10 protein-coding genes, 1 tRNA gene and 1 riboswitch are annotated in these 13,420 nt (G+C 72.2%); of the genes, 6 read left to right on the top strand and 5 right to left on the bottom strand.

Annotation, left to right across the window (positions count from 1 at the left end; genetic code table 11):
- Positions 1 to 95 precede the first annotated feature (95 nt).
- The gene (locus tag ACYP53_RS36510) at positions 96 to 1,070 is read right to left on the bottom strand and encodes an ABC transporter permease (RefSeq protein WP_189913634.1); all 975 of its coding nucleotides are present in this window, start codon (positions 1,068 to 1,070) and stop codon (positions 96 to 98) included.
- A gap of 303 nt (positions 1,071 to 1,373) precedes the next feature.
- A riboswitch (ZMP/ZTP riboswitch) is annotated at positions 1,374 to 1,471 on the top strand.
- 20 nt (positions 1,472 to 1,491) lie between these two features.
- Here ACYP53_RS36510 and ACYP53_RS36505 point away from each other — a divergent pair.
- On the top strand, positions 1,492 to 2,949 hold the full coding sequence (locus ACYP53_RS36505) for a glycine hydroxymethyltransferase (RefSeq protein WP_459650565.1): 1,458 nt from the start codon (positions 1,492 to 1,494) through the stop codon (positions 2,947 to 2,949).
- Positions 2,950 to 3,052: 103 nt separating this feature from the next.
- Here the strand turns inward: ACYP53_RS36505 and ACYP53_RS36500 are convergent, their stop codons facing one another.
- Complete coding sequence (locus ACYP53_RS36500) at positions 3,053 to 4,480, bottom strand: aldehyde dehydrogenase family protein (protein ID WP_459650564.1); 1,428 nt, start codon at positions 4,478 to 4,480, stop codon at positions 3,053 to 3,055.
- Between the two features lie 309 nt (positions 4,481 to 4,789).
- Between ACYP53_RS36500 and ACYP53_RS36495 the strand changes: the two genes are divergently transcribed.
- Together ACYP53_RS36495 and ACYP53_RS36490 are read left to right on the top strand one after the other, a co-directional pair.
- Positions 4,790 to 5,200, top strand: coding sequence for a hypothetical protein (locus tag ACYP53_RS36495; RefSeq protein WP_459650563.1), 411 nt, complete (start codon positions 4,790 to 4,792; stop codon positions 5,198 to 5,200).
- Between the two features lie 2 nt (positions 5,201 to 5,202).
- Positions 5,203 to 6,918 carry an alpha/beta hydrolase gene (locus ACYP53_RS36490; protein WP_459650562.1) on the top strand — a complete coding sequence of 572 codons (1,716 nt, stop codon included), beginning with the start codon at positions 5,203 to 5,205 and terminating at the stop codon, positions 6,916 to 6,918.
- An 86-nt stretch (positions 6,919 to 7,004) separates the two neighbouring features.
- Here ACYP53_RS36490 and ACYP53_RS36485 read toward each other — a convergent pair whose 3' ends face one another.
- Complete coding sequence (locus tag ACYP53_RS36485; RefSeq protein WP_189913629.1) at positions 7,005 to 8,663, bottom strand: APC family permease; 1,659 nt, start codon at positions 8,661 to 8,663, stop codon at positions 7,005 to 7,007.
- A 388-nt stretch (positions 8,664 to 9,051) separates the two neighbouring features.
- Positions 9,052 to 9,136: transfer RNA gene (locus ACYP53_RS36480), tRNA-Leu, on the bottom strand.
- A 557-nt stretch (positions 9,137 to 9,693) separates the two neighbouring features.
- On the opposite strand from ACYP53_RS36480, the gene ACYP53_RS36475 reads away from it, so the two are divergent.
- Positions 9,694 to 10,146, top strand: coding sequence for an ATP-binding protein (locus tag ACYP53_RS36475; RefSeq protein WP_459650962.1), 453 nt, complete (start codon positions 9,694 to 9,696; stop codon positions 10,144 to 10,146).
- A gap of 153 nt (positions 10,147 to 10,299) precedes the next feature.
- Here the strand turns inward: ACYP53_RS36475 and idi are convergent, their stop codons facing one another.
- Entirely contained in the window at positions 10,300 to 10,947 is a 648-nt protein-coding gene (gene idi / locus ACYP53_RS36470; protein ID WP_189913627.1) for an isopentenyl-diphosphate Delta-isomerase, read from the bottom strand.
- Positions 10,948 to 11,540: 593 nt separating this feature from the next.
- On the opposite strand from idi, the gene ACYP53_RS36465 reads away from it, so the two are divergent.
- Both ACYP53_RS36465 and ACYP53_RS36460 read left to right on the top strand, forming a co-directional pair.
- Positions 11,541 to 12,296, top strand: coding sequence for a phosphocholine cytidylyltransferase family protein (locus tag ACYP53_RS36465; protein ID WP_189913626.1), 756 nt, complete (start codon positions 11,541 to 11,543; stop codon positions 12,294 to 12,296).
- On the top strand, positions 12,284 to 13,345 hold the full coding sequence (locus tag ACYP53_RS36460) for an iron-containing alcohol dehydrogenase family protein (protein WP_189913625.1): 1,062 nt from the start codon (positions 12,284 to 12,286) through the stop codon (positions 13,343 to 13,345). Before ACYP53_RS36465 ends, ACYP53_RS36460 begins: the two co-directional genes overlap by 13 nt.
- The last annotated feature ends 75 nt before the right edge of the window (positions 13,346 to 13,420 follow it).

The raw sequence follows: 13,420 nt of genomic DNA, 5'->3' as shown, positions 1-13,420 counted from the left end.
GGGGAGGGTTCGGGTGAATGGACGGGGAAGGTACGGGCGGGGAAGGTTGGGCGTCGGAGCGTCGGAGCGTCGGGGCGTCGGGGCGCCGGGGTGGCTCAGCGGGTGCCGGAGCGCGGGTCCAGCGCGTCCCGGACGGCGTCGCCGAGCAGGTTGAAGGCGATCACGAACAGCAGCAGCGCCACCCCGGGGAAGACCAGGTACGTGGGGTCGGCCTGGAAGACCTCGGAGCCGCGGGAGATCATCCGCCCCCAGTCCGGGACCGGTTCGGTGATGCCGACGCCCAGGAAGGACAGTGCGGCCTCGGAGGCGACGTAGGTCGGCACCGCCATGGTGGCGTGCACCAGCAGCTGCGAGCGCACATTGGGGAGCAGTTCGTGGACGACGACATGGAACCGGCTCGCGCCCTGGGCCCGGGCGGACTGCACGAAATCCCTTTCCCGGAGCGAGCGGACGGTGGCCCGCAGGGAAAGCGCGAGCGGAATCCAGCCGAACGCGGAGAAAACCAGGATCAGCACCAGGAACTGCATCCACTCCGGTTCCGCGGCGCCCGGATCGACCAGCCGGGACTGGATGATCGGGCTGAGCGCGAGCAGCAGGAGCAGGGTCGGAAAGGCCAGCAGCACATTGGCGAGGAATCCGAACAGCCGGTCCGCGATTCCGCCGAGATAGCCGACCGCGACGCCGGCCAGTACGCCCAGGGCGGTGGTCACGGTGGCGGCGGCGAAGGCGATCAGCAGCGAGGTGCGGATGCCGTACAGCAGCTGGGTGAACACGTCTCGGCCGAGGCCGGGCTCCAGGCCGAACCAGAAGTCACCGGAGATCCCGCCGTTCGGCAGCATCGGCAGGCCGCCGTCGCTGAGCAGGCCGGGGGCGTTCTGGCCGTAGTGCTCGACCGGGTTCCTCCCGTACAGCGCGGCGATCAGCGGGGCCCCGGCGGCCAGCAGCAGGAACAGCACCACGACGGTCAGGGCGGCGGCGCCGACCCGGTCGCGCAGGATCCGGCGGAGCGGGCCCGGGGCCGCGGCGGCGGGCCCGGCCGCGGGGACTGGGACTGCGTCGACCACTGCCATGAGGCGTAACCCCCGAATTCTCCGCCGCCCTGTGGGTGAGGGTGCGCTCGTGTGTATTTCCGGTACGGCTTCCGGGGGTTTCCCGTGGCCGTTCGAGCGACATTTGATCGGATGCGTCCGAGGTTCCGCAAATCACCTCCGGCGGTTCTCCGGGGAATTCCTGCGGAACTGTTTCGGGGAATGTGGCGACTTCATTTCGCCGCAACACCGGCGTTGCAGAAGAACGGACATAAGCGGCGAATCGGACCGGCCTGGTCCGCATTCTGAGACCTCCGCCACAGTCCGTCCGGTGTTGGTACGATCCCGGTGGGCTGCGACTGGCGCGTAGGGATGGAATCAACCATCGGGAAGCGGCCTCGTGAAACCTTCACGTGCAGTTGCCGAGCGCCTGGGCCTTCCGCATCCCCACCAGGAGACCGCCTTGGCCCAGCAGCCCCACACCGCCGCGACCCCCACCGCCGACGCGGCCTTCCGCAGCGCCCTCGACGTGGTCGCCGGCGTCGAACCCCGGATCGCCGCCGCCATCGGCCAGGAGCTCGCCGACCAGCGCGCCTCGCTCAAGCTCATCGCCAGCGAGAACTACGCCTCCCCGGCCGTCCTGCTCGCCATGGGCAACTGGCTCAGCGACAAGTACGCCGAGGGCACCGCGGGCCGCCGCTTCTACGCGGGCTGCCGCAACGTCGACACCGTCGAGACCATCGCCGCCGAGCACGCCCGCGAGCTGTTCGGCGCCGACCACGCCTACGTCCAGCCGCACTCCGGCATCGACGCCAACCTCACCGCCTTCTGGGCCGTCCTCTCCCAGCGGGTCGAGAGCCCCGCCCTGGAGCGGGCCGAGGTCCGCAACGTCAACGACCTCACCGAGGAGGACTGGGCCCGGCTGCGCCACGAGCTCGGCAACCAGCGCATGCTCGGCATGTCCCTGGACACCGGCGGCCACCTCACCCACGGCTTCCGCCCCAACATCTCCGGCAAGATGTTCGAGCAGCGCAGCTACGGCACCGACCCGGTCACCGGCCTGATCGACTACGACGCGCTGCGGGAGACCGCCCGCGAGTTCCGCCCACTGATCATCGTGGCCGGCTACTCCGCCTACCCGCGCCTGGTGAACTTCCGTACGATGCGCGAGATCGCGGACGAGGTCGGCGCCACCCTCATGGTCGACATGGCGCACTTCGCCGGCCTGGTCGCGGGCAAGGTGCTCACCGGTGACCACGACCCGGTCCCGCACGCCCACATCGTCACCACGACCACCCACAAGTCCCTCCGCGGCCCGCGCGGCGGCATGGTGCTGTGCACCTCCGAACTGGCCGAACACGTCGACCGCGGCTGCCCGCTGGTGCTCGGCGGCCCGCTCTCGCACGTCATGGCCGCCAAGGCCGTCGCCTTCGCCGAGGCCCGCCGCCCCGAGTTCCGGACCTACGCCCAGGCCGTCGTCACCAACGCCCAGGCCCTCGCCGAGGGCCTGCTGCGCCGCGGCGGCAAGCTCGTCACCGGCGGCACGGACAACCACCTCGTCCTCGCCGACGTCTCCGGCTACGGCCTCACCGGCCGCCAGGCCGAGGCGGCGCTGCTCGACTCGGGCATCGTCACCAACCGCAACTCCGTCCCGCAGGACCCGAACGGCGCCTGGTACACCTCCGGCGTCCGGATCGGCACCCCGGCCCTCACCACCCGTGGCCTCGGCGTCGCCGAGATGGACGAGATCGCCGAACTGATCGACACCGTCCTGCGCGCCACCACCCCCACCACGGCCGCCAACGGCAGCCCGTCCAAGGCCAATTACGCCCTCGACCCGGCCCTGCGCGACGCCGTCGCCAAGCGCGCCGCCGAGCTGCTCGCCCCGTACCCGCTCTACCCGGGCGTCGCCCTCGCCTGAACCCCCGGCGGATCCCGCGACACCTCGGACACACCCTCGGACACACCCCGCCCGGGGCGCCGCCGCACACGCCGGCGCCCCGGGCGGGCCCGTTCCCGGCGCCTCAGTACTGCAGCGACTTGTACCGCAGGAACTCCTCCAGCCCGTGGCGGCCCAGTTCGCGGCCGAGGCCGGAGTTCTTGTAGCCGCCGAAGGGGGCGAGCGGGTTGAAGCGGCCGCCGTTGAGGTCGACCTGGCCGGTGTCGAGGCGGCGGGCGAAGGCGGCGGCGGTGTCGGTGTCGCGGCTCCAGACGCCGCCGGCCAGGCCGTACGGGGTGCCGTTGGCGAGCTCGACGGCGTGGTCCTCGTCCCGGTAGGGGAGGATCACCAGGACCGGGCCGAAGACCTCCTCCTGGGCCACCGTCATCTCCGGGGTCACGTCGGCGAGCACGGTCGGGCGGACGTAGTAGCCGGTGGGCAGCTCGGCGACGGGCTCCGAGCCGCCGACGACCAGCCGGGCGCCCTCGGCCAGCGCGCCGTCGATGTAGCCGCGCACCCGGGCCAGCTGCTTGGCGTTGACCACCGGGCCGATCCGGGTCTGCGGGTCGGTCGGGTCGCCCGGCACGTACTGGGCGGCGGCCTTGGCGGCCCGGGTGATCGCCTCCTCGTACTGGTCCTCGTGCACCAGCAGCCGGGTCCAGGCGCTGCAGGTCTGGCCGGAGTTGGCGAACACGTTCGCGACGTTCGTCTTGACCGCGCGGGTGATGTTGGAGCCCGGCAGCACCACGTTGGCGGACTTGCCGCCCAGCTCCAGCGCGACCCGCTTCAGGTTCCGGCCGGCCGTCTCGGCGACCTGCCGGCCGACGGCGGTGGAGCCGGTGAAGGAGACCACGTCCACCCCGGGGTGGCCGACCAGCGCCGCGCCCGCCAGCTCCCCGGTGCCGGTGACCAGGTTGAACGCCCCCGCGGGGAACCCGGCCTCGTGCACCAGCCGGGCGAACAGCCGGGCCACCAGCGGGGTGTCCTCGGCCGGCTTGAGGACCACCGGGCAGCCGGCCGCCAGCGCCGGGACCACCTTCGCCACGATCTGGTGCAGCGGGTAGTTCCACGGCGTGATCGCCGCGACCACGCCGGCCGGCTCGGCGTGCACCACCGAGTTGCCGATCCGCTCCTCGAAGGAGTGCTCGGCGAGCAGGTCCAGGTAGGAGGTGGTGACGGTCAGCGGCAGCCCGGCGTGCACGGCCGCGGTGAAGCCGACCGGGGCGCCCAGTTCGGCGACGACCGTCTCGGTGATCTCGTTCTGCGCGGCGGCGAGCCCGTCCCGCAGCCGGGTCAGCAGGGCCAGCCGCTCCTCGCGGGTGGTCGCGCCCCAACTCCGGGCCGCCCGGCGGGCCGCCGTCACCGCCGCGTCGACATCGGTCGCGCCGCCCGCGGGTACGGTGGCGAGCACCTGCTCGGTCGCCGGGTTCAGGACGGTGATCGAGCCGGGGTCCCCGGAGGGCCGCCAGGAGCCGTCGATGTACTGGTCGCTGTACTCCGCGTACTGCTGCACCGATTGTCCTCTCATCCGCTCAATCGCTTCACTAACAGCGCTAGTCGGAGGCCAGTCAAAACGGCCCGGGCGGCCGGGCGCAAGAGCCGATCCCGACCCGGCGGACATTGCCGGTCACCCCGGGGGAACCGCGCGGTGCACGCGGCGAACGGCCCGACGCCCACCGCGGCGCGCCGCAGAACGGGAGGTGCACGAAGCCCGGTTCCACCCGGAACTGCCCCCCAACCCCCGGCGTCCTTGTCGTCGTTCACCGACGGACGACCAGACCGATGACCAGACGACCAGACGGACAACCAGGGGGAAGACGCAGTGGATCCGGAGAAGGCGCTCCAACTCGTCGTCAGGCCGAGCGATCTGAGGGCCAGTGGGCAGAGCGCCGCGCAACTGGCCCAGGCCGTACCGGCCGAGGACCACGCACTGGCCGAGGCGAGCGGCACGGCGGAGGGCGGCCTCAAGGGCTGGACGACGGCGACCGCCCTGCACGGCTGCACCGCCAACTGGGTCACGCTGCTGAACAACCTGGCGGGGGAGCTCGGCACGTCCGGGACCAAGCTGCAGCAGATCGCGCTGACGTACGGGTCGGGCGACCGCGACATCGCCGACGACCTGACCGGGGCCGGCACCACCGCCGGCACCACCGCCCAGGCGAGCGCCGCCCCGTCCAGGCCCGACCCGTTCAACACGGTGATCGTCGGCGGCCGTTCGGCCGAGGAGCGGTGACCGTGGACATCGCGACCCTCTACGGTGCGAACCTGAACGACCTGGCCTGCGCCAAGAACGCCTACGACACCCTGGCCGGCAAGTTCGCCGAGCACATCGAGATCTGGCAGAGCACCGTGGTCAACCGGCTGTCGGGCTGGAAGGGCGGCACTGCCACCCAGGTCCTCGGCGACCTCGGGGCGCTCACCGTCAAGCTGCGGAACGCGCACGAGGAACTCGTCTTCGTCAGCCGCTCGTTGAGCGCCGCCGGCGAGGCCTTCGCGCTGGCCCAGTCGCACCTGGTGGCCGCCCTGGACGACGCCAGGACGGCGGGCCTCACGGTGGCCCCGGACGGGCAGCTCAGCTGGGGCCCGGCCCCCGGACAGCCCGGAGGCACCCAGGGCGCCCCGGCCGACGACGCCATGCGCAGACGGGCGGAGGAGATCGGCGCCCGGATCACCGCGGCCCTGAACGAGGGGGCCCAGGCGGACCGGACGATCACCGCCCAGCTGAACCGTTTCGCCCAGCACGCGGCCGACGGCAGCGGTCTGACCGCCGCGGCGGTCGCCGCCGACAAGGCCGCGGACGACGCGACCGACCGCGTCCCGCCCGCCGGCACGAGGCCCGCGGACGTCAAGACCTGGTGGGACGGGCTGACGTCGGTCCAGCAGCAGCGGCTGGTCCTCAACCACCCCGACCAGGTCGGCAACCTCGACGGCGTCCCCGCCGCCGCCCGGGACCAGGCGAACCGGATCACCCTGCCCCGGGCCCAGGCCGACCTCCGCACCCAGCTGGCCGCCCTCGACCAGGCCGAGCCGACCTCCTGGGTGGGCACGCCGGGCGGCGCCGGCAAGAACCCCCAGCACGTGGTCTGGGAGGCCCAGCGCAAGGCCCTGGAGGACAAGCTGCACGGCCTCCAGACGCTCCAGGACCGGCTCGCCCTGCCCGTCACGGACGGCAACCCGCGGCCGTACCTGCTCCGGCTCGACGCCGCGGCGCAGGGCGGCCGGGCGATCCTCGCCCTGAACGACCCGGACACGGCGGACGACGTGGCGACCTTCGTCCCGGGCACCGAGTCCCGGATCGGCGGCGTCGGCGGCACGATGGACAAGGCGAAGGAGATGTACCGCAGCGCCGTCCAGGCGAGCCCGGGCGCCAAGGTCTCCACGATCGCGTACGTGAACTACGCGGCGCCCCAGACCGCGTCGCCCACCCTCGGGGCCCCGGTCCCGGACGCCGCCTACGAGGGCTACGCCAAGGACGCCGAGCAGGACCTGTTCAGCTTCCAGTCCGGGCTGCGGGCCACCCACCAGGGCGCGCCGTCCCACAACACCGTCGTCGGGCACAGCTACGGCAGCACGGTGGTCGGCTACACCATGCGCGACAAGGGCCTGCCGGTGGACACCGTGGTCTTCGCGGGCAGCCCCGGCGTCGGCGTCGAGCGGGCGGCGGACCTCAACACCGACCTCGCCACGGGGACCAAGATCGACCCCGGCCGGGTCTTCACCGTGCTCGGCGGCAAGGACTCGATCACCGACTGGACCCCGGCCCTGGACGTCGACAACCTCGACCCGACCAGTGACGACTACCACCTGCGCTTCGGCCGCGACCCGATGAACCCGGCCTTCGGCGCCCAGCACCTGCCGTCCCAGGACACCGACCACGACCACTACTGGAACGCGAACACACCGTCCTGGAAGGCGTTCGGCCAGGTCATCGCGGGAGTGCCGGTCACCTGACCCGGCCCGCACGGGAGCCGCCGGAGCCCGGGAACGCCGAAGGGCCGGTCGGAACGTCCGACCGGCCCTTCGGCGTCACGCGTGGATCAGACCCGCGAGGGCTCGCCCGCCTCGGCGGGGGCCTCGGCACCCGCCGCGCGCAGCTCGTCCGCCAGCTCCTGCCGGACGGCGGCCAGCGAGGGGTTGGCCCAGGCGCTGGCGACGCCCCAGTAGTAGAACGCCAGCCCGATCGCGGCGACGATCAGCAGGTCCCAGCCCTCCGGCAGGTAGCCGTGCCCGCCGAAGTCGTCGCTGCCGGCCCAGGAGACACCGGCCATCACGAACAGGTACGCGACCATCCAGGCGCCCGCCGCGAGGTGCGGCTTCAGCTCGGCGAACGGCTTGCGCAGCTCGTACCAGGCCCAGATCGGCAGACCGGCGGCCATCAGCAGGATGACCTTGCCGGTGAGCGGCCAGCGGGCCCAGTAGAGCACCAGCGAGCCGAAGACCATCGCGACCGGGGCGATGACCGGCATCGCGCGCAGCCGGACCGGGCGCGGCAGGTCGGGGGCGAGGCGGCGCAGCGCCATCACGGCGACCGGGCCGGTGATGTACGAGATCACGGTGGCCACCGAGACGATCTCGGCCAGCGAGCCCCAGCCGCGGAAGACCGCGAGGAACAGGAAGGCGACCACCAGGTTCAGCACCAGCGCCGGGCGCGGGATGCCGGTCTTGGCGTCGACCTTGCCGAAGAGCTTCGGCAGGTGGCCGTTCTCCTGCACGCCGTGGATCATGCGCGAGGTGGTGGCGGCGTAGATCATGCCGGTGCCGGACGGCGAGATGAAGGCGTCCGCGTAGAGCAGGATCGCCAGCCAGTTGAGGCCCCAGGCGATCGCCAGGTCGGCCAGCGGCGAGGTGTAGCCGAGGCCGCTCCAGCCCTGCGAGAGGTCGCCGCTCGGGATGGCGCCCAGGAAGGCGATCTGCAGCGCGACGTAGATCACCAGGGCGATCAGGATCGAGCCGATGACGGCCTTCGGCAGCGACTTGCCGGGGTTCTTGGCCTCACCGGCCAGGTTGAGCGGGGACTGGAAGCCGTTGAAGGCCCAGACGATGCCGGAGACGGCGACGGCGGTGAACACCGCGCTCCAGCCGTTCGGCGCGAAGCCGCCGTGGTCGGTGAAGTGCGCGGTGTCGAAGTGCGCGAAGAGCAGCGCGCCGGCGGTCAGCGTCGGCACGACGACCTTGAAGACGGTGATCGCCGTGTTGGTCTTGGCGAACAGCGTGATCGCGAACCAGTTCAGCACGAAGTAGAGGACCAGCAGCACGCTGGCGAGCGCCACTCCGCTGAGGGTCAGTTCCTGACCGTTGTAGAGCCCCTTCGCCCAGCCGAAGTGCCAGGAGCTCATGTACTGCACGGAGGCGGTGGCCTCGCCCGGGATGACCGAGACGATGGCGATCCAGTTGGCCCAGGCGGCCAGGTAGCCGGCCAGCGAGCCGTGCGAGTACTGGCCGTACCGGACCATGCCGCCGGCCTTGGGGAACATCGAGCCCAGCTCGCTGTAGGTGAGGGCGATGGTCAGCGCCACCGCGGCGCCGATCACCCAGGCGAGGATCGACGCCGGCCCGGCGAGCTTGGCGGCCCGCTCGGCACCGAACAGCCAACCGGAACCGATGATCGACCCCAGCCCGACGGCCGTCAGGCTGATGGTGCCGAGCGATCGGCGGTAGTTCTGGTGGGATGCCGTCGAGGATTCGGGCTCACTCAACGTATCGGTCCTTTCGCTCGGGGTTCATCGGCTGGTGTCGGTGTTTTTGCGGTTTTGAGTCTGTATTCCGGACAAACGCACAGCAGCTTATGGTCCAAAAACGGGCGAATACCTCAGGGGAAGCTCAAAACGTCCGATCGTTGCCATCTCGTGTCCGGTTTCCGGACCGGTGGGCCGACGGCGAGGCCCCGGCGAGGCCGGTACGAGCCCCTGCGGGGAGACGGGCGCCACAATGCCGCCGGCTCGAAGGAGGGCCGGCGTGCGGCCGGGGGATACGGCCGAGGAAAGCAGCGGGTGGAAGCGGCGGGTGGAAGCGGCCGGCGAAAGCAGCCCGGGGAAAACGAAATTCCCCGTGGGTTCCTTTCGGATCCCACGGGGAATTCAGCTGTGTCCGAGGGGGGACTTGAACCCCCACGCCCGATAAAGGGCACTAGCACCTCAAGCTAGCGCGTCTGCCATTCCGCCACCCGGACAGGGTGTGTGCTTCGGGGGTTTTTCTCTCGCCCCCTCGGCGACAGAGAGAACATTACCAGGGTTCTGGAGTGCTTCTCACCTGCGGTTCCTCGGGCCCCGGCGGCGCCGGCCGTCCCGGGACCCGCCGCGCCCGCCGCGGGCCGGTCCGGAGGCCCCGCACAGGTTGGTACGGCTGGCGAACGCGATCGAACCCCGCCCGAAGCGGTGGCGACCGCGAAGGAACCGGTCGGGTTCAGTGCCCTCGGCGATCGATTCCGGCCGGAACCGGTCCGACACGGGCAAGTTGTCGACGGTGCCACAGCCGCCGGGACCGCTCTCCTAGCCTCTGTGGACCGAGGGCGCCATGAGCGGATCGCCTGATTCCCGGGTCGCGGACGAAGGGCGGCTGGACGTGGAGCAGATCAGCGGGACGGCGGAGGCCGAACCGAGACGCGGCAGGCCGGGGGACGGGCGGGACGGCACCGACGCGGTGCCCGACGGCCCGGCGGACCGGTCGGAGGACCCCCCGGCGAAGAGATCCGCGACGAACCCGGCGAAGACCCCGGCCACCAACCCACTGAAGACCCCGGCGCACGGCCCGGTCGGGGGCCTGTGGCGCTTCCCGGTGCCCGCCGCCGAGGCCTCGGTTCCGCTGACCAGGCACGCCGTACGCGATTGCCTGCTGGCCCAGGGCATGGCCGGGGTGCGCTACCAGGAGCTGGTGGACGACCTGCTGCTGATCGTCTCGGAGCTGGTGAGCAACGCGGTGACGCACGCGGCCGAGCTGTCGCCCGAGGTGGTCACCGAGCTGTCGGTGAGCGGGGGCTGGGTGCGGGTCTCGGTCGAGGACGGCGACCCGTACCGGCCCAAGGCGCTGGAGAACGACACCGGACGCACCGGCGGGCGCGGCCTGCTGCTGGTGAAGAGCGTCACGCTGCAGGCCGGCGGGGTGTGCGACGTCGAGCGGACGGGCGAGGGCGGCAAGGTCATCTGGGCCTCGCTCCCGGTGCCTCCGGAGCCCGAGCGCTGACCCGGAGCCCGAGCGCCGACCGTCTCGCCGGGACCGGGACCGGGGCCAGGGCCTGGACCGGGTCGGGAGACGGTGCGGGACCGGCCGCCGGCCCCGCACCGCGACCGGGGCACGGTCCCGCCCGGCCCGGGGCGCGTCCGCCGGACGAGCCTCCTACCAGTCCCGTCCGGCGATCTCCCGGATGCCCGGCAGCGCCGCCTCGAAGACCGTCTCGAACCAGACCGAGAACGGCCGCTCGGCCCGCAGCTCCCGCAGCTCCTGGGCGGTCACGAAGGCGAAGTCGTCCACCTCGTCCGGGTTCGGCTCGACCGTGGCGGTGACCAGTCCCACGAACAGGTGGTTCCACTCCCGCTCGATCAGCCCGGAGGCCTCGTCCGGCAGGTCGTAGCGGACGGTGCCGGCCTCGCAGAGCAGCGCCGGTGCGACGCCCAGCTCCTCGGCGGTGCGCCGGGCGGCGGCGACGAAGGGCGGCTCGTCCGGGTACGGGTGGCCGCAGCAGGTGTTCGACCAGACCCCGGGGGAGTGGTACTTCCCGAGGGCCCGGCGCTGGAGCAGCAGCCGGCCCTGGCGGTCGAAGAGGAACACGGAGAAGGCGCGGTGCAGCCGGCCCGGCTGCTGGTGGGCCCAGAGCTTCTCGGCGGTGCCGATGGTGACGCCCTCGTCGTCGACCAGTTCCAGCAGGATCTCGGTACCGGCGGCCTCGGAGGCCCGTGGGGCGACCGTCACATCGGTCTCCACGTCGAGACCGGTGTCGATCTCGGCGGCGAAGTGCGTCGGATCGGTCGGCAGACTCTGGGGCATGGGGCCTCTTTCCGGGGGCGGGAGCAACGGGAGCATCGGGTGCGTCCGGCGCACCGGGTGGCGCGCGGCGGACGCAGCGGGGCACCGGCGCCGGCGTCGGGCTCCAGTCTGCCGTATGGGTGGCGCCGGGTAGGGGTCCCACGCACAACCGGGCGGATCATGACCCGGAGGTGTCGGATTGCGTGCAGAGAACGTTCCCGGAGGACCACGTAAGGGTCACGATCCTCGCAGAATCGTTCGACGCTCGTTCGGGGTCCGTTCGACCGCCGCGGCGGCCCCCGGCCGGTCCCTGGCCGGTTCCCGGCGTGACCCCGAGGCGTCGGCCGCCGCCCCGGGCCCTCGTGCGGACCGCCGGGCGAACCCTCCCGTCCACCCCGCGTCCATCCCCGGTCACCCCTCCGTCACCGTCCGGTCTCCGGGCGCGTTCGGGCCGGTCGTCCAAGTCGCCTACCATCACATACGACACGGTGCCCGGATCCGTGCCGGAACCGGCGCGCCGCTGCCCGCTCCGGTCGCACACCGGTCCGGCGGAGCGGCGCCGCCACTGATCGGCACGGTCCGCGCGCACAGCACGACGGATCAGGAGACCCCGCATGATCGGCCTCGTTCTGGCAGCCGGCGCCGGCCGCCGGCTGCGCCCGTACACCGACACCCTGCCCAAGGCACTGGTGCCGGTCGACGGGGAGCGGACCGTCCTGGACCTCACCCTGGGCAACTTCGCCGAGGTCGGACTGCGGGAGGCCGCGATAGTCGTCGGCTACCGCAAGGAGGCGGTGTACGACCGCAAGGCCGCCCTGGAGTCCGCCTACGGCGTCAAGCTCCACCTGGTCGAGAACGACAAGGCCGAGGAGTGGAACAACGCCTACTCGCTCTGGTGCGCCCGTGAGCTGTTCGGCGAGGGCCTGCTGCTCGCCAACGGCGACACCGTCCACCCGGCCTCCGTCCAGCGCACCATGCTGGAGGGCAACCAGCGCCTGGTCGACGCCGGCGCCGCCCCCGGCATCCTGCTCGCCCTCGACACGGTGAAGAAGCTCGCCGACGAGGAGATGAAGGTCGTCGTCGATCCGGCCACCGGCATGCGCCGCATCACCAAGCTGATGGACCCGGCCGAGGCGACCGGCGAGTACATCGGCGTCACCGTGATCAACCCGTCCGCCGCGGCCGACCTGACCGACGCGCTGCGCGCCACCTACGAGCGCGACCCGCAGCTGTACTACGAGGACGGCTACCAGGAGATGGTGGACCGCGGCCTGCGGATCGACGTGCAGCCGATCGGCGAGGTCTCCTGGGTCGAGGTCGACAACCACGACGACCTGGCGAAGGCGCGGGAGATCGCGTGCCGGTACTGACCCGACTCGTCCCGTCGCCGCTCTTCGTGGAGATCCGCCCGGGCGCGCTGGACGCGCTCGGCGGGATCCTCGCGGACCAGCGGCTGTCGGCCTCGGGCCGGATCGCGGTGGCGATCAGCAACGGCTCCGGCGCCGCGATGCGCGAGCGCCTGGAGCCGGCCCTGCCCGGCGCCGACTGGTACAACGTGGACGACGGCAGCCTGGACAGCGCGGTGCGGCTGGCCGAGGCGATGCGCGGTGGGCACTACGACGCGATGGTGGGCCTCGGCGGGGGCAAGATCATCGACGCCGCCAAGTACGCCGCGGCGCGGGTCGGCCTGCCGCTGGTCGCGGTCGCCACCAACCTGGCCCACGACGGCATCTGCTCGCCGGTCTCGACCCTCGACAACGACGCCGGGCGGGGCTCCTACGGGGTGCCCAGCCCGATCGGCATCGTCGTCGACCTGGACGTGATCCGGCAGGCCCCGCCGCGCTTCGTGGCGGCCGGCATCGGCGACGTCGTCTCCAACATCTCGGCCTGCGCCGACTGGGAGTTGTCGCACGCGGTCACCGGTGAGCCGGTGGACGGGCTGGCCGTCGCGATGGCCCGCTCGGCGGGCGAGAACCTGCTGCGGCACCCAGGAAACATTCAGGATCAAGACCTCCTGACGGCCCTCGCCGAAGCCCTGGTACTGTCCGGCATCGCGATGAACATCGCTGGCAGCACCCGGCCTTCCTCGGGCGCCTGCCACGAGATCTCGCATGCCCTGGACGTGCTGTATCCCAAGCGGTCCGCCCAGCACGGTGAACAGGTCGGCCTCGGCGCCGCGTTCGCCAGCTTCCTGCGGGGCGAGCGCGAGCTGACCGGTCTGATCGTGGAGCGCCTGGCGCGCCACGGGCTGCCGGTGACCGCGGCTCAGATCGGCTTCACCGAGGCGGAGTTCACCGAAGCGGTGCACTACGCCCCGAACACCCGCCCGGGGCGCTTCACCATCCTTGAACACCTCGACCTCTCCCCCTCCGCAATCAGGGACGCGTACGCCGACTATGTCCAAGCCGTCAACAGCTGACCCCTCCACCACGGGCGCCGAACGGCCCCCGGTGGACCTGACCCGCCGGCCCTCGATCGAGGAGCTGCGCGCGGT

The sequence above is a fragment of the Kitasatospora sp. Ki12 genome, from assembly GCF_054601375.1.
Note: the sequence above shows the minus strand (reverse complement) of the source record. Positions and strands in the feature narration are given on the sequence as shown.

Coding starts and splice junctions, on each gene's coding strand:
- ACYP53_RS36465 (WP_189913626.1), top strand. CDS start 11,541: ATGATCGGCCTCGTTCTGGCAGCCGGCGCCGGCCGCCGGCTGCGCCCG.
- ACYP53_RS36510 (WP_189913634.1), bottom strand. CDS start 1,070: ATGGCAGTGGTCGACGCAGTCCCAGTCCCCGCGGCCGGGCCCGCCGCC.
- idi (WP_189913627.1), bottom strand. CDS start 10,947: ATGCCCCAGAGTCTGCCGACCGATCCGACGCACTTCGCCGCCGAGATC.